This is a genomic window from Brevibacterium picturae, from assembly GCF_900105045.1.
Taxonomy (GTDB): Bacteria; Actinomycetota; Actinomycetes; order Actinomycetales; family Brevibacteriaceae; genus Brevibacterium; species Brevibacterium picturae.
In genome coordinates, this window is sequence record NZ_LT629739.1 from 1518259 (window position 1) to 1532633 (window position 14375).

The 14375-nt window shown below is 66.0% G+C and carries 14 protein-coding genes; 2 read left to right on the plus strand and 12 right to left on the minus strand.

Annotated elements, in window-relative coordinates:
* Window positions 1-29: 29 nt before the first annotated feature.
* On the plus strand, window positions 30-824 hold the full coding sequence (gene fabG, locus BLT92_RS07145) for a 3-oxoacyl-ACP reductase FabG (RefSeq protein WP_092104389.1): 795 nt from the start codon (window positions 30-32) through the stop codon (window positions 822-824).
* Between the two features lie 394 nt (window positions 825-1218).
* Here fabG and BLT92_RS07150 read toward each other — a convergent pair whose 3' ends face one another.
* Window positions 1219-3207, minus strand: coding sequence for an amidohydrolase (locus tag BLT92_RS07150; protein WP_172802568.1), 1989 nt, complete (start codon window positions 3205-3207; stop codon window positions 1219-1221).
* A 102-nt stretch (window positions 3208-3309) separates the two neighbouring features.
* On the opposite strand from BLT92_RS07150, the gene BLT92_RS07155 reads away from it, so the two are divergent.
* Window positions 3310-3804, plus strand: coding sequence for a hypothetical protein (locus tag BLT92_RS07155; RefSeq protein WP_092104393.1), 495 nt, complete (start codon window positions 3310-3312; stop codon window positions 3802-3804).
* Window positions 3805-3806: 2 nt separating this feature from the next.
* Here BLT92_RS07155 and BLT92_RS07160 read toward each other — a convergent pair whose 3' ends face one another.
* The 11 genes from BLT92_RS07160 to BLT92_RS07210 all read right to left on the minus strand — a co-directional run bounded on the left by BLT92_RS07160 (window position 3807) and on the right by BLT92_RS07210 (window position 13988).
* Window positions 3807-4400, minus strand: a complete 594-nt coding sequence (locus tag BLT92_RS07160) for an ATP-binding cassette domain-containing protein (protein WP_092104395.1) — start codon at window positions 4398-4400, stop codon at window positions 3807-3809.
* Complete coding sequence (locus BLT92_RS07165) at window positions 4387-5493, minus strand: ATP-binding cassette domain-containing protein (RefSeq protein ID WP_092104397.1); 1107 nt, start codon at window positions 5491-5493, stop codon at window positions 4387-4389. Before BLT92_RS07165 ends, BLT92_RS07160 begins: the two co-directional genes overlap by 14 nt.
* Window positions 5394-6173, minus strand: a complete 780-nt coding sequence (locus BLT92_RS07170; RefSeq protein WP_092104398.1) for an ABC transporter permease — start codon at window positions 6171-6173, stop codon at window positions 5394-5396. The genes BLT92_RS07165 and BLT92_RS07170 overlap by 100 nt, the downstream gene beginning before the upstream one ends.
* Window positions 6170-7165 carry an ABC transporter permease subunit gene (locus BLT92_RS07175; RefSeq protein ID WP_092104400.1) on the minus strand — a complete coding sequence of 332 codons (996 nt, stop codon included), beginning with the start codon at window positions 7163-7165 and terminating at the stop codon, window positions 6170-6172. The genes BLT92_RS07170 and BLT92_RS07175 overlap by 4 nt, the downstream gene beginning before the upstream one ends.
* A 66-nt stretch (window positions 7166-7231) precedes the next feature.
* A complete protein-coding gene (locus BLT92_RS07180) occupies window positions 7232-8824 on the minus strand; it encodes an ABC transporter substrate-binding protein (protein WP_092104401.1) in 1593 nt (530 codons plus the stop codon).
* Window positions 8825-8914: 90 nt separating this feature from the next.
* Window positions 8915-9646 (minus strand): urease accessory protein UreG, encoded by a 732-nt coding sequence (gene ureG / locus BLT92_RS07185; RefSeq protein ID WP_092104403.1) that lies wholly within the window; start codon window positions 9644-9646, stop codon window positions 8915-8917.
* A 91-nt stretch (window positions 9647-9737) separates the two neighbouring features.
* Complete coding sequence (locus tag BLT92_RS07190) at window positions 9738-10631, minus strand: urease accessory protein UreD (protein WP_092104405.1); 894 nt, start codon at window positions 10629-10631, stop codon at window positions 9738-9740.
* Window positions 10609-11355: an urease accessory protein UreF gene (locus BLT92_RS07195; protein WP_092104407.1), complete on the minus strand. Its 747-nt coding sequence runs from the start codon at window positions 11353-11355 to the stop codon at window positions 10609-10611. Before BLT92_RS07195 ends, BLT92_RS07190 begins: the two co-directional genes overlap by 23 nt.
* Before the next feature lie 8 nt (window positions 11356-11363).
* A complete protein-coding gene (locus BLT92_RS07200) occupies window positions 11364-13073 on the minus strand; it encodes an urease subunit alpha (protein ID WP_092104409.1) in 1710 nt (569 codons plus the stop codon).
* Complete coding sequence (locus BLT92_RS21315) at window positions 13066-13689, minus strand: urease subunit beta (RefSeq protein WP_231939075.1); 624 nt, start codon at window positions 13687-13689, stop codon at window positions 13066-13068. The genes BLT92_RS07200 and BLT92_RS21315 overlap by 8 nt, the downstream gene beginning before the upstream one ends.
* On the minus strand, window positions 13686-13988 hold the full coding sequence (locus BLT92_RS07210) for an urease subunit gamma (RefSeq protein ID WP_092104410.1): 303 nt from the start codon (window positions 13986-13988) through the stop codon (window positions 13686-13688). The genes BLT92_RS21315 and BLT92_RS07210 overlap by 4 nt, the downstream gene beginning before the upstream one ends.
* Between the last annotated feature and the right edge of the window lie 387 nt (window positions 13989-14375).

Here is a 14375-nt window from a genome sequence, read left to right on the forward strand (position 1 = left end):
CACATCACGATCCACGAAAGAGAGCTCTTATGACTGACTCCACCACCGCCGCCTCCACCGTCCAGGCTGTCTCCGAGATCCCCGGACTGCTGACCGGCAAGGTCGCCGTCGTCACCGGCGGAGCCCAGGGGCTTGGTCTGTCCATGGCCCGCACCCTCGTGAACTCCGGAGCGAAGATCGTGCTCGGCGACATGAATGAAGAGAGCCTGCAGGCGGCCGTCGACGAACTCGGCGGCGCAGAGTCTGCCGCCGGAGTCGTGTGCAATGTGGCCTCTCTGGAGAACACCGAGAAACTCGCCGAGGCGGCAACGCAGACCTTCGGCGGCGCCGACATCTGGGTCAACAACGCCGGCATCACCCGCGACGCCACGATCCGCAAGATGACCGAGAAGGAGTTCGACGACGTCATCTCCGTCCACCTGCGCGGAACCTGGAACGGACTCAAGGTCGCCACCGGTCTCATGCGCGAACAGGACCGCGGCGGCGCCATCATCAACGTCTCCTCCATCAGCGGCAAGGTCGGCATGCTCGGCCAGTCGAACTACTCGGCGGCGAAGGCAGGCATCGTCGGTATGACGAAGGCCGTGGCCAAGGAAGTCGCGTTCAAGGGCATCCGCATCAATGCGATCCAGCCCGGGTTCATCAACACCGCGATGACCGCGGCGATGCCCCAGCACGCCATCGACTCGAAGCTTTCCGAGATCCCCCTGGGCCGCCCCGGCGAACCCGAAGAGGTCGCCTCGGTGGTGCTGTTCCTGGCCTCCGGCCTGTCCAGCTACCTCACCGGCACCGTCACCGAGATCTCCGGCGGACGCCACATCTGAGCCCCCTGCAACACTGAACAGCAGCGGCCAGCGCCGCATGCCACCTCACCCCAGGCTGATTTGGCGTGAACAGACGGTCGATTTCCCTCATGAAAATCGCCGTTCTGTTCACGCCAAATATTGCCCACCCGCTCGCTGGATCTTGCCCACACCCTCGCCGAGGTGAGATCAGTCGCAGGTCGAGCGTCTGCGCGGGAGATTGGCGAGGCCGAAGACGACCATGCCCACCAGCGGCAGAAGCGGTCAGATCCGAGACGCACCGGCTGCGTCGACCATTCCCGCGACGACCATGATCGCCATGGATGGGACGGCAGTTCAGTAGCCGGCGAACTGGAGGCGGCAGGTACGCGAACCGAGGGAAGTCGGCAGAGGCGAGGTTCGCGCCTCGACCGCCTCAGGCCCGGTACTTCACCTGGCCGCCGACCACGGTCAGTGCCACGGTGGTGTCGCGGATCGCCTCGGCGTGGGCGAAGAGCGCCTCTTCGGACTCATAGCCGAGCAGCCCGTCGTGATCGAGATCGGTCGAAGTGCCCTGCGCCCCTGCAGCACTACCGCTTGCACCCCCGGAGCCGCTCAGCCCCTCGGCGACGCAGGGGTCGGTGTCGACGACGATGAAGTCCGCGTCCATGCCCGGCGCCAGATAACCTCGCCGATCTTCGAGCCCCGCCGCGTAAGCCGGCCCCACAGTGTGCTGCCGGAAGGCCTCCACTGCGGAGAGTCGGCGCCAGGGCTGGAAAGATGTACTCGCCTCTCCGGAGATGTTCGCCCGGGTCATCGCCGCATAGATCGCCGCGAAGGGATTAGCTGGTTCGACCGGGCCATCGGAGCCGAACGCCACATGAGCACCGGCAGCGAGCAGATCCGGCCAGGCATAGGCAGCGAGCTGCGCGGATTCGTCAATGAGATGAAGCAGGTGCAGGTCAGAGATGCAGTGGCGAGGCTGCATGGAGGCGATGACGTCCAGTTCGGCGAACCGGGCGACATCGGCCGGCTGGATGAATTGGGCGTGTTCGACCCGGTGACGCAGGGGACGTTCGAAGTGTTCCTCGGCCTCCTTCGTGGTCTTACGGAGGCGCTCGAAGACGTTGAGCACATGATGGTTGGCCTGGTCGCCGATGGCATGGATGGCAACCGAAATCCCGGCCTCGGTGGCGAGCCGGGCGTTTTCGAAGAGGTCGTCCTCTGACATCTGCGCGATCCCGTAGTTGGCATCCGCCGGCTCGCTGCTCAGGACGTCCTCGGGCACGGTGCCGGGATAGGTGTAGGACTCCTGCGCGGAGAGGTTTCGCGAGTCTTGCTCGCCCGAGTCAGTCGACTCGTCCGAGACGGCCTCGTAATCCGAGACGTCGTCACCGTGGGCGCTCGGCTCGGGAAAGGGGGAGGACATGTGGCAGGTGTGCGATCCCAGGGCTCCGTCGGAGAAGAGCTTCAGACCACCTCGGCGCAGCCAACCATCGCCGTCGCCGGTGTGCCATCCGGTCTCGATCGCCCAGGGCACCTCTGGACCGCGCAGATATTTCGTCACTCGAATGTGCTGGCGGTCGGCTTCCCGCAGGTCGTACCACCCCAAGGTTGAGGCGATGCTGTCGAAGTCGTGGATTCCTGTCAGCCCCTGGGAGAGGAACAGCTTCTGTGTACGGTCGAGTCGCTCGACCTGTTCCTCTCGAGTGGGTTCGGGAATGAATCTGGCCACCAGGTCGGTGGCGTCTTCGCGGACGAGTCCCGTCAGCTCCCCCTCATCGTCGCGCACGAATTCTCCGCCGAACGGGTCCGCGGTGAGATCATCGATGCCGGCGATCTCAAGACCGTGGGCATTCGTCCAGAGCGTGTGGAGATCGACCGACCACATCGCCACCGGATGGTCGGGAACGACCTGGTCAAGCAAGTCTCGGTCGGGGTAGCGCGGGTCATCCCATTTGTTGAGGTCCCACCCGGAGCCGACCACCCATTGTCCGAACGGTGTCCGGCTGGCGCGTTCACGGATGGCTTCGACCGCCTCGGCCAACGATCTGACGTTCGAGAGATCAAGGTCCGTCAGGGAGTCTGCGTAGTGGACCGAGTGCATGTGCGCGTCGACGAGGCCGGGCAGCAGGACCTGCCCACCGCAGTCGATCTCCTCGATTTCGAGGCCCGGAATCACCGTGGTGGCTCCGATCCCTCCCGCCGAAGCGAGCGCCGCCGTCGTCGAGGACTCCGAGGCTGCAATGTCGAGCAGCTCGGCTCGGGTGCCCACGGCCACGATCGTCTCGCCATTGACGAGGATCGAGTCAGGAGCCGTGACCGAGTCGGGAACCGTGTCAGTGGCAGCGGCTAGTGTGGCAGCATCCGACCCCGAAGAGGAGGGAGCAAAAGTTCGCACGACGGCGTTGGAGAACAGACGCATGAGCACCAGTCTAGAGCTCAAGGACGCGTGTGCCGGGCATGGGTGCAAGGGGTTTCTCGACTCGTGCGCCAGTCGTGTTCTACCGGGAGTAGAATCCGAAGCATGGCCAATGTTTTCAGTTCTCAGGACACTCGGCTCTCCGCAGGTGGCCGCATCGTTCTTCCCGCCATCTGGCTCGGTCTCATCATCGGCGTCTCGCTGATCGAGGCACCGCTGAAGTTCACCGCACCAGGCATCACGATCCCACTGGGGCTGGGCATCGGCCGTCTGGTCTTCACCGCCATGAACTGGGTTGAGATCGTCCTCGCCGTGATCCTGCTGTGGTCGACACTGAAATCACATGTGGGCACCGGATACCGGCAGCTGACGTATGCGGTGATCGTCGTCCTCATCGCCAAGGTCGCTGTGATCCGACCTCTGCTCAACACGCGCACCGACGCCGTGCTCGCGGGAACCGACGACGGCGGTTCCAACCTGCACCTGTTCTACATCGCCGCCGATGGTCTGCTCATCATCGGCCTCATCGCCTTGCTCGTCGTCGCGGTCCGCCGGTGGGTGACGGTCCAGCCTGCCCTCAGGGATGTCACGCGCAGCTGAGCTCACCGGGCGCGATCGAGGGACACGAAGCCGCAGCCCGCGTTGGTCGCCATCACCAAGGGCAGATCGTGTGTGGCCCAGACGACCGTGCGCCCGGCCTCGGCGAGAGCGCTGATCAGGCTGGCGAACCTCGCTGCGTTCGATGCGTCGAGTGCCGCGGTCGGCTCATCGCAGACGATCGTGTCGACTCCGCTGGCCAGGGCTCGGGCCAGGCACACCCGGGCTGCCTGACCGCCCGAGAGCTCACCGCACCTGTGAGCGAGCAGCTCGGGCCCCAGCAGTGCACGAGCCAGAATCTCCACACGCTCCTCCTCTCCAAGGCTGTGACCGAGAATGCGAGCGGTCCGGTCGATCACCTCGTCGACGGTGTGTCTGGGGTTGAGCCATTCGCGCGGGTTCTGCGGCACCAGCACCCCGGGCTCGCCGAGGATGCGCCCGGCCGTGGGGGTGAGGAATCCAGTCATGGTCAAACAGAGGGTGGTCTTGCCGCTGCCGGATCCGCCCCGCAGAACGGTGACCTTCCCAGCGGGGAAATCGGCGTTGACCGGTCCGATCCGAGTGCGTCCGTAGTCCATCTCGAGCTCATGCAGCTCCATCGGCACCACCCCGCATCGCCCGAGTCTCGCCCAGCAGAGACTCTTCCGGTCGGGTCATGTTCGACTGTGCCCAGTCATCGTTGCCACCGAGAAGAGCCCCATCTAATCTGCGCAATTCGTCGCCGTCACGATAACTCTGCCCGCCGAGGTGGCCCTCAGTCAGCGGCAGCGGGTGAGCTCCCGCGTCCGGTGCGGCTGCGGCCAGTGCCCGGCTGTATGCGTTATCGGCGCCCATTCGCAGGAAGGTGTCGACGGTGCAGGTGTCGACGACGTGTCCGTTGAAGATGACGGCGACATGGTCGTCAGGGCGAGCGTTCCTGGCCATGCCCGACAGGTCATGGGTGACCGCGAAAACGGCTGCGCCGGTGCGAGCGCAGTCGTCGAGAATGGCGACCATGGCATCGGCCTGCCGGGGATCGAGGCCGGCCGTGGGCTCGTCACAGACGAGCAGCCTCGGCGTGTGCGCCAGGGCCGCAGCCAGGGACACTCGGGAGATCTGCCCACCGGAGAGTTCGTGGGGGTATCTCTCCAGCATCGTGTTCGCCAGGCCGTAGGGGCTCAGGTCAGGGTTGTCGATTCCCGCGCGGTGAAACCACTGCCTCAGGCGCAGATGCCGCGGAAACGTGTCCATGGCGTTCTGTGGGGCCCAGGCGAGTTCGCCCCGTCCTCGCAGTCTTGCCAGTTGCTTCCTGCCTCGGCGGGTGCCCATGTCAATATTGCCGACGTTGCCGTTGATGCGTTCGCTTCCGACCCCGACGCGGTGTCCCGCCGCCCGACTGTCCTGACAGCCGCCAGTCATATCGAGGTGACCGGTGACGTCTGCTCGGGTGGGCGTCAGGCCGGCGAGCAGATTGCAGAGCGTGGATTTCCCGGCACCCGATTCTCCCACCAGCCAGGTGATGCGCCCCAGCGGCAGCGTCACGGTCAGGTCGGAGAGGATGTGGGCTCCGCCGGAGGGCAGTCGCAGAGAGCAGTGGGTCAGGGCGATGGTGTTCACAGTGATCGCGGCCTCTCTCCGAGTCGTCGGGACATGATCGTCGGCGGCAGAAGCAGCAGCATGAGCGCCAGGGTCGGGACGAGCAGCGTCCACCATGCTCCCACAGTCATGTCATTGCGACCCCAGGCAATGAGCGGTCCCAGAGAGATCGCGGCGGGATCGACTCCGATGCCGAGGAAGGAGGTGGTGGCCTCGTGAACGACGGCCGAGGGGAACGTGATCGCCATGGCCGCGGCCACTCGACCCCACACGGCCGGCACCAGATGCCAGGCCAGGATCTGGCTGCGGGTCACGCCGAGGCGTCGGTCGAAGCGAACCCACCCGGAGTTCCACTCTTCGCTGATCTTCGGCCCGATGAGCTGGGCCGCGATCGGCCAGTGCGTCAGCGCCACCGTGACCATGATCGCCTCCCGACCCCCGCCGAGGATGCCCACGACGATGAAGGTCAGCAGCATCGAGGGCACGGTGACGGTGGCGATGAGCAGCGTAGTCGAGATTGTCGACAGTGCCCGCGAGAGAGTGGACACCAGTCCGATCGCAGCCCCGATGAGCGTGGTCGCCGAGGCGGTGATGAGTGCCGCCAGAGCCGATCCCCCGGCCGCGGTCCACGTGGTCCGGGCAACGCTGCGTCCGTAATGGTCCGTCCCTGCGACTCCGCCGTCCCCCGGCGGCAGCAGAGAGTTCGCGAAGTCGGTGGTCTGGACCGGCAGGAAGCGCCCGATGATGAGCAGAGCCAGGATTGCCGCGATGGCGAGGATGGGCACTCGAGCTCTCATGACCGACCACCGCCCGCGACTGCGCTTCGGTGAGCATTGCGCGCAGCCTCACTTTCGTGAGAAGCACCCGAACGGGAACCTGCTGTGGCGGTGCGCACCAGCAGCACGAGTCCGGTGGTCACACCCGCCGCGATCGAGGTGACGGTGGCAAGCAGCGGCAGGTCGGCTCCGGCGGCGGCTTGGACGAGCGCATTGCCCAACCCCGGGTAGGCCAGCACCGCCTCGACGGCGGCCTCGCCCACGACGATGGTGGGCAGGTAGACCAGGGCGGGGCTGCGCACGGCACCGAGCACGGTGGGCAGAACCGTGCGGATCCGGGCGCTGCGGGAGAATCCGCGGCCGATGAGGGCACGTGCCCACGGAGTCGACCACACCTCGGCGGCGGCGGATCGGGCGGCCGCGATGAGCGGGGCGGCCCAGGCGAGCGCGATGGTGATCGCCACCCCGGGGATGAGGGTGATCGGGGCGCTGGTGGCGGGGTTGGGCAGCTGGGCACCCCAGATGACGACGATGATCAGCGCGATGAGGAACGAGGGGACGGCCAGCCAGGCGGCGAGGAGGCCCGAGGCGCTCAAACTCTGGGCCAATCCTGGGAAACGAGCCAGGGCGATCGCAACCACGCCCACCACGATCACGGTGATGGCCGCTGCGGTGAGGCTGGCGGCGATGGTGTTGAGTCCGCGGGAGGTCACGATCTCCGCGACCGGGGAGTGGAGGATCCGGGAATAGCCCAGGTCGCCCGAGGTCACGGCCGTGACCAGCCAGTGCCACCAGGCCGAGAGCCAGCCTCCCGACTGGTAGGCGGCCTCGAGGTCGGCCCGAGCCTGTGCGGAGGCGAACTCCCAGCTGCTGATCATGTGCGCCAGCGGGTTCGCCGGTGAGGCCGCCGCCAGGGCGAACACACCCGCACCAGCGGCCAGCACCGCGACGAGCATTCCCCCGACGATGATCGCGCACCGGCGCGCTGTGTTCCTGGTCAGGGTGCCCCTCATGCCCGCATCCGAGTCATCCGAGTCCTGGTCAAAGCCTGAGTCCGAGTCATCCGACGGTGACGCTCATCAGCTCTTCGTCCACTCCGCGAGGTTCCACCAGGGACCCCAGTCGGATCCGTGGACGTGGGGTTCGAAGGTGGTGTCCGGAACGTCCCAGCCCTGAGTGTCGGCGACATAGGTGTGTTCGAGGAAGGCGACGATGAGGTAGCTGGGGTCGTCCATGTAGAGGTCCTGGACCTTGCGGTAGTCGGCGTTCGCCTGCGCCTCATCGGTTTCCTTCGCGGCATGGTCGAGGAGTTCATCCGCTCCGGGAACTTCCACGTCAGACGGGTTGTCGAAGACCCCTGAGGTGTCTGTGTGAGTGTGCAGTGCCGCCCTGATCTGGTGATCGATATTGTAAGGCTGTTCCCCGCCGGCGTAGGCGATGGCCTGCTTCGTCATGGCCTTCTCGATCTGGTCCCATTCGCCGGCTTCGACCTCGACGCCGATACCTAGTGGTTTGAGCTGGGCCGCGACCTCGGCGGCGATGTCTCCGCGCACGGAGTCCCCCGCGGGATAGGTGAATGGGATGGATGCCTTCTGCCCGTTCTTGGAACGCAGCCCGTCCGAGTCCTTGGTCCATCCGGCCTCGTCGAGCATTCTTTCTGCGGCCTCGACGTCCAGATCGAACTCGGCCGAAGGTTCGTAGGCGTCACCGTAGAACTCACCGACCGGGGTCGAGGCCGGGGTGCCATGGCCGGCGAGGACCTCGTCGACGATCTTCTCCCGGTCGACGGCGATGTTGAGTGCCTTGCGCACCGTCGCCGAGGCGGTGAAGGGGTTGTCAGAGGGCAAGGTCAGTCCGCGCCAGTCGGCGGTTCTGGCGGTGACGATCTCGTGGCCCTCACCGGCGATCGTGTCGACCGAGCGCGGGGGCACCGCGGCCCCGGAGACCTTGCCGTCGGCGACCGCTGCCGCCAGCGCAGACGAGTCCTCATAGGCCTGGACCGTGACGGATTTCAGCTCGGGCGTCGTGCGCCAGTAGTCGTCGCGGGCCTCCATCACCGCAGTGTCGGTCGTCAGGGATTCCAGGACGTAGGCCCCGGTGCCGACGGGGGCGCTGTTGACGGCCCAGTCCGCGGCGGGTGTGCCCTTCTCGATGGCTTCGCTGGGCAGAATTCCCAAGGTCAGCCGTGAGGCGAAGGTCGGTGTCGGCTCTGCCAGGTGGAAGACGACCGTGGACTCATCCGGGGTCTCGATGTCCTCGATCATCCGGAATGCGTCGACGACCTCCGAGGCAGAGTCGGGGTCGATGACGGCCCGATAGGTGGCCGCCACGTCGGAGGAGTCGAACGCGGAGTCGTCGGAGAAGCTCACGTCCTCCCGCAGCTTCACCGTCCATTCGGTCGAATCACCGTTCGCCGTGGGTGCTTTGGCCGCCAGCGCCGGTGCCAGGTCCGGCATCTCCCCTTCTCCCGAGTCCTCCTGCAGACGCAGCAGCCCGTCGTAGAAGGGAGAGTTGCCGTCGACCGAGTAGCCGTTGACGGGGTTGTATCCGCCGATGTTCTCGGTGCCGATGACCAGCTGCGAATCACCTCCGCTGGGTGCCTCGCACCCGGAGATGACGAGCGCGAGGGCTCCCAGTGATGCCACCAGCGCCGAGGTGTGTCGTCGTTTCATATGGTCGGGCCGAACCGTGGGTGGTCGGTCGTTCTCCTTCGGTCAGTGCTGGTTCTTGTCAATGCTGGTTCTTGTCAGTGCTGGTTCTTGTCAGTGCTGATGGGCCTCTTCGCCTTCGGCGTGGGTGTGCATGTAGCCCTCGCCGTCCTCGTCGGCGTGGAAGTGCGGTGCCATCGGGCCCGGGTCGACCGGGGTGTGGTCGCCCTTGACGAATCGGGCGTGGACCTCGCGGACCCAGGCAGCCAGGGCATCAACGGTGTCGGGAACCTTGCGGGAGACTCCGAGCACGGGCCCGCCCTCGCGGGCCTTCTTCGCGTCGTCGAGCATGAGGTCGACGTCGACATCGACGTGCGGTCCGAGGTCGATCTTGTTGATGACGAGGAGATCGGCGCGACCGATTCCCGGTCCGCCCTTGCGTGCGACGTCACCGCCTCCGGCGACGTCGAGGACGAAGAGCTGGGCGTCGACGAGTGCCGGGGAGAACGTTGCGGTGAGGTTGTCGCCGCCGGATTCGATGAGGACGATGTCGAGAGGGTCGAAGTCTTCCTCGAGTGCTTCGACGGCGAGCAGGTTCATGCTCACATCGTCACGGATGGCGGTGTGCGGGCAGGCGCCGGTCTCGACGGCGCGGATGCGTTCGTCGGGCAGCACGCCTGCGGCCTTGAGGAAGCGTGCGTCCTCGTCGGTGTAGATGTCATTGGTGATGACGCCGATGCGGAATTCCTGCGCCAGCGCGGTGCAGATATTGGCGATCGAGGAGCTTTTGCCGGTGCCGACCGGTCCGGCGATGCCCAAACGCAGTGCGCGTTTTCCAGTGCTCATTGTCTCTCCTGTTCGTTGTGGTCTCTGTGGGTCGATGGATCTCTGTGGATTCGTGTGTGTCGGTGGCTCGGTGCCGCCGCGCGTACGGGGCTCAGCGGGGCACCGCCGACCAGGTCTGCTCGCGGCCCCAGGGTTCACCGATGTGCGTGAGTGCGGTGTCGAGGCGCTTGCGCAGGGCCAGGGCGTCGGCCCCGACCGCGGTGATCTGCACGCAGGTGTCGTCGACGGGCAGAATCGCGGTCTGCGGGTCGATGACCACGGTCTCGTTCGGCAGTCCCCCATCGGGATCGACGATGACGATGGAGCCGACGCCCAGACTGCTCCCGGCTACGGCCGGTGAGTTGAAGCCGGGGCTGTTCGGGCCCAGGTCGAAGCGTTGGATGCTCAGCGCAGCTCCGCCTCGGCGGATGGTGAGTGCGGAGCTGAGGTCGCCGGGGTCTTCACCGTGGCGGCCGAGGACGAGTTCTTCGCGGTAGAAGAGTCGTGCGGTGGCGGCGAGGTCGATGTCGACGGTGTGCGTGTGGCGGCATCCCTTCGCGGCGATGACCGGCTCGGGGACCCACACCAGGGCTGCGGCGTCGCCGACGTGGGCGTGTGATTCCAGCAGTGAGGGGTGACCGTGCACGCCGGGCAGCACCAGGGTGGCCGAGACCTCTCGGATGAGCAGGCTCGAACCGTCGCCGACGGTGACGTCAAAGCGGTAGTGGTCTCCGCCGAGGGGTCCGGCCGCTCCTGAGGTCAGGGCGATGCGGGCGGCGTTCGGGTCCCGGTCGATGAAGGGTTCGTGGCCGCTGGCGCCGGTGGGTCGCGGCACGAGTGGTGCCTGGGCGCGCAGGCCCGACACGCGTGTCCCAGGCTGGCCCGGCTCGCTCAACTCGGTGGCCACGGAGGCCCGGCACGTCATGCCACTGGGGCCATTGGATTTCACGTCGGCAGAGGACACGGTGCCGGGGCTCCTGGCCTCAGGATGCGAATAGTCGAACATGGTCCTTCACGTGCATCTCGGCGGCAAAATCTGACAGGGGCGAACTCAGCGCCGGCAGGTCCCGGGCCAAAGTGAGTTCGTATTCGGCGGCTGCCTCCGCGGCGACGTCAAGCTCCTCGCCTAGGGACAGGATGGCTCCGTGGGCTTGGAAGGGGTCGATGCTCATGAGCTTGACCGCGGCGGTGGCCGGTCCGGTGACTGCTTCGTGGAGCACGACAGCCGCCGTCTCCGCAGCCCCCAGTCCCAAGGCTCTACCGACTGCCCCATTGACGAGTGGCTGCTGCAGTCCCTTCGGCAGGTTCTCCAGCAGCGGATGCGGATGGATCCGCTGCATCGACCGCAGCATCAGCGTCCCCAACCACTCCCCCGTCGTGCGCAGGGCCGGGGCGGGTGTGCGGGCACAGAGCTCCGCGTCGAGAACGACGAGTGACTCCGCAATCTCTTCCCCGAGTGCCGCGTCCGCGGTCGTATCAGTGGGACGATCCCCCACCTCGGCGCCGGTGTGCCTGTCACCGAGGATATGTCGGGCCGAGACCGCGAAGGCGGCGTTCATCAGTCCGGTGGTGTGCAGGCGACCGCGCAGGAAAGCGTGCAGGTCAGCGGTGTCTGTGACCCAGCCTTGTCGGATGGCCTGTTCGAGCCCGCCGGAGTGTGCGTACCCGCCCGAAGGAAGTCGCCCGTCGCCGAGCATCAGGAGGGTTGCGCGTGAGGTGCTTCGTATCATCCCTGTTCTCAGAACAGGAAATAGCGTTGGGCCATGGGCACGAACTTCGCGGGTTCGTGTTCGATGAGCTCATCATCGATGGTGACCGCGTAGGTGTCGGAGTCGACCTCGATCGTCGGACGCGCCGAGTTGTGGATCATGTCGTCCTTCGTGACCTCCCTGGTCGAGGTGATCGGCACGAAGGGTCTGTCGACGTTGACCTTGTCCGCGATGCCGTCGGCGATCGCTCGTTCGGACACGAACGCCAGGCTCGTCGCGGCCGCCGCGGAGGATCGGAAGTTGAAGCCCATCCGCTCCGAGACCGGCTGCGGGGTCGGGATCGAGGCGTTCGGGTCGCCCAATGCCGCCACCGCCGCCATGCCGCCCTTGAACACGGTGTGCGGGCGGACCGCGAACATCGAAGGCTGCCAGAGCACGAAGTCGGCGAGTTTGCCGACCTCGATCGAGCCGACGTGGGCGTCGATGCCGTGGGCGATGGCCGGGTTGATCGTGTACTTCGCGACGTAGCGCATGGCCCGATTGTTATCGGCCCGAACGTCGCCCTCCAAGGGCCCGCGCAGACGTTTCATCTGGTGAGCGGTCTGCCAGGTGCGCATGGCCACCTCACCGATGCGACCCATGGCCTGGGCGTCGGAGGACATGATCGACAGTGCGCCCATGTCCTGGAGAACATCCTCGGCGGCAATGGTTCCCGCTCGCACTCGGCTTTCGGCGAAGGCGAGGTCGTTGGGCACCTGCGGGTTGAGGTGGTGGGCGACCATGACCATGTCGAGGTGCTCGTCGACGGTGTTGGTCGTAAAGGGTCGCGTCGGATTGGTCGAGGCCGGGAGGACGTTGAGCTCCGAGGCGATCGTGATGATGTCAGGTGCATGGCCACCGCCGGCACCCTCGGTGTGGAAGGCGTGGAAGGTGCGTCCCTTGACGGCTGCGAGCATGTCTTCGACGAAGCCGGCCTCGTTGAGGGTGTCGGAGTGGATGGCGACCTGGACTCCGGTGTCATCGGCCACGCTCAGAGCCTTGTCGATGACGGCCGGTGTCGCGCCCCAATCCTCGTGGATCTTGAAGCCACCAGCACCGCCGCGCACCTGCTCGAGCAGCGCCTCGTCGTTCATCGTGTTGCCGCGTCCCAGGAAGAGGACGTTGACCGGCCAGGGGTCCATACTCTCGAACATCCGCGCCAGCCACCAGGGACCGGGTGTGGCCAGTGTGGCCTTCGAACCTTCGGTCGGACCCGTGCCACCGCCGACCATCGTCGTGGTTCCGGCCATGAGTCCGACCTGGAACATGTCGGGTCCGACGTAGTGGACGTGGGTGTCGATGGTGCCGGCGGTCATGATGAGTCCGTTGCCGGCCGCGATCTCCGTGTTCGGGCCGATCACCAGGTTGGGGTCGACCCCATTCATGGTGTCGGGGTTGCCGGAGCGCCCGATGCCGACGAACCTGCCGTCGCGCACGCCCACATCGGCCTTGATGACTCCCCAGTGGTCGAGGATGATCACGCCGGTGATGACGAGGTCAGGGGTGCCCTCGGCGCGGGTCCGGGATGATTGGGCCATCGATTCGCGGGCGGACTTGCCGCCGCCGAAGACGACTTCGTTGCCGCCGACGCAGTAGTCCTTCTCGATCTCGATGACGATGTCGGTGTCGGCCAGTCGGATTCGGTCACCGACGGTGGGGCCGAACGATGCCACGTATTCGGACCTCGATATGTCAACCATCCAACTCTCCTCTGCATTCGCCTCGGAACCCCAGGGCGATGCGTGCACCCTGAATGGGAACGAGTTCGACTTCCTCATCGGCTCCCGGTTCGAAGCGCATCGCGCCACCGGAGAGCACATTCAGTCTCTTGCCCCAGGACCGTTCGCGGTCGAATTCCAAGCCGGGGTTGACCTCGGCGAAATGGAAGTGCGACCCGACCTGGATCGGGCGATCGGAGACATTGGCCACGCGCAGGGTCGTCGCAGCCAGGCCGACATTGATCTCGACGGGTTCGTCGCGGAGCAAGATCTGTCCGGGGATGACCTTGTCTGCGGACGTCACCGGAGCTGCGTATTCCTCGCGCGGGCCCTGCCTCGAGCCTGATCCGGGTCTCCTGGGCTCGCTGGGACCGCTGGGGCCAGAGGAGGGGTGGCGTTCACGCTCGTCGATTCCCGGCTCTTGGACCACTGTCGGCGCAACGTCGTCGTAGTCGCGTCCGGGGTGGTCGCTGGGATGCTCGGCATCGATGGTGCGATACTCGGGCTGGAGCTCCTCGTTCTCGAACGGGTTGGGGTTGCTTACCCGCTTCTCGTCGTCCTGTCCGGATCCCGCCGGTCCGTGTTCGTTGCTCATCATTGGAGCGGTCCTGTCACGGTCACGAGCTTGGTCCCATCGGCGAAGGTCGCCTCGACCTGAACCTGAGTGAGCATTTCCGGTACCCCTTCCATGACGTCATCTCTGCTGAGCACGTGGCGGCCCGATTCCATCAGGTCGGCGACGCTGTTTCCGTCTCTTGCTCCTTCGAGAAGGTAGGAGGTGATGACGGCTGTCGCTTCGGGCAGGTTGAGTTTGAGACCGCGGTCCTTGCGCTCCAGGGCCAGCTTGCCGGCCGTGTAGATCATCAGACGCTCTTGCTCGTACAAACTGAGAAACACTTATCCCCCGGTGCACTTGAAAGGTATGTATCAATTCGCAAAGGTGATGTGAAAGCTGCCTGTCACACCGGGCACTCGAGACCCGGGCCGGGCACCTCGAATGACGCCCGGAAGCAGCGTCTCACCCGCGAGAATACGCTCATGCCAGTTACTTTACCCATCGCTCGGGGGCAGTCAAGTCCTCAGCGGGGCTCGTCACGGATCAGCGCGTCCTTGGCCGTGGCGTCAGCTCGGTGTCGGCAGCCCACAACCAGCCTGCCCGTGCGCGCCCGTGCGATCAGGTGCGGACGGTTGCGCGCCCGTACGGGCGTCGGCCGAAGCTAAGCGCGCAACTTTCCACATTGAGCGCACTGGTCGATCACCTTTGGTGCAGGCAGCTGGTTTGCA

Bases quoted from the DNA above. Each gene is read 5' to 3' on its own strand.
- BLT92_RS07200 (WP_092104409.1), bottom strand. From the start codon at position 13,073: ATGGTTGACATATCGAGGTCCGAATACGTGGCATCGTTCGGCCCCACC.
- BLT92_RS07195 (WP_092104407.1), bottom strand. From the start codon at position 11,355: ATGATACGAAGCACCTCACGCGCAACCCTCCTGATGCTCGGCGACGGG.
- BLT92_RS07175 (WP_092104400.1), bottom strand. From the start codon at position 7,165: ATGAGGGGCACCCTGACCAGGAACACAGCGCGCCGGTGCGCGATCATC.
- BLT92_RS07155 (WP_092104393.1), top strand. From the start codon at position 3,310: ATGGCCAATGTTTTCAGTTCTCAGGACACTCGGCTCTCCGCAGGTGGC.
- ureG (WP_092104403.1), bottom strand. From the start codon at position 9,646: ATGAGCACTGGAAAACGCGCACTGCGTTTGGGCATCGCCGGACCGGTC.
- BLT92_RS21315 (WP_231939075.1), bottom strand. From the start codon at position 13,689: ATGATGAGCAACGAACACGGACCGGCGGGATCCGGACAGGACGACGAG.
- BLT92_RS07150 (WP_172802568.1), bottom strand. From the start codon at position 3,207: ATGCGTCTGTTCTCCAACGCCGTCGTGCGAACTTTTGCTCCCTCCTCT.
- BLT92_RS07180 (WP_092104401.1), bottom strand. From the start codon at position 8,824: ATGAAACGACGACACACCTCGGCGCTGGTGGCATCACTGGGAGCCCTC.
- BLT92_RS07170 (WP_092104398.1), bottom strand. From the start codon at position 6,173: ATGAGAGCTCGAGTGCCCATCCTCGCCATCGCGGCAATCCTGGCTCTG.
- BLT92_RS07190 (WP_092104405.1), bottom strand. From the start codon at position 10,631: ATGTTCGACTATTCGCATCCTGAGGCCAGGAGCCCCGGCACCGTGTCC.
- BLT92_RS07165 (WP_092104397.1), bottom strand. From the start codon at position 5,493: ATGGTGGACGCTGCTCGTCCCGACCCTGGCGCTCATGCTGCTGCTTCT.
- fabG (WP_092104389.1), top strand. From the start codon at position 30: ATGACTGACTCCACCACCGCCGCCTCCACCGTCCAGGCTGTCTCCGAG.
- BLT92_RS07160 (WP_092104395.1), bottom strand. From the start codon at position 4,400: ATGGAGCTGCATGAGCTCGAGATGGACTACGGACGCACTCGGATCGGA.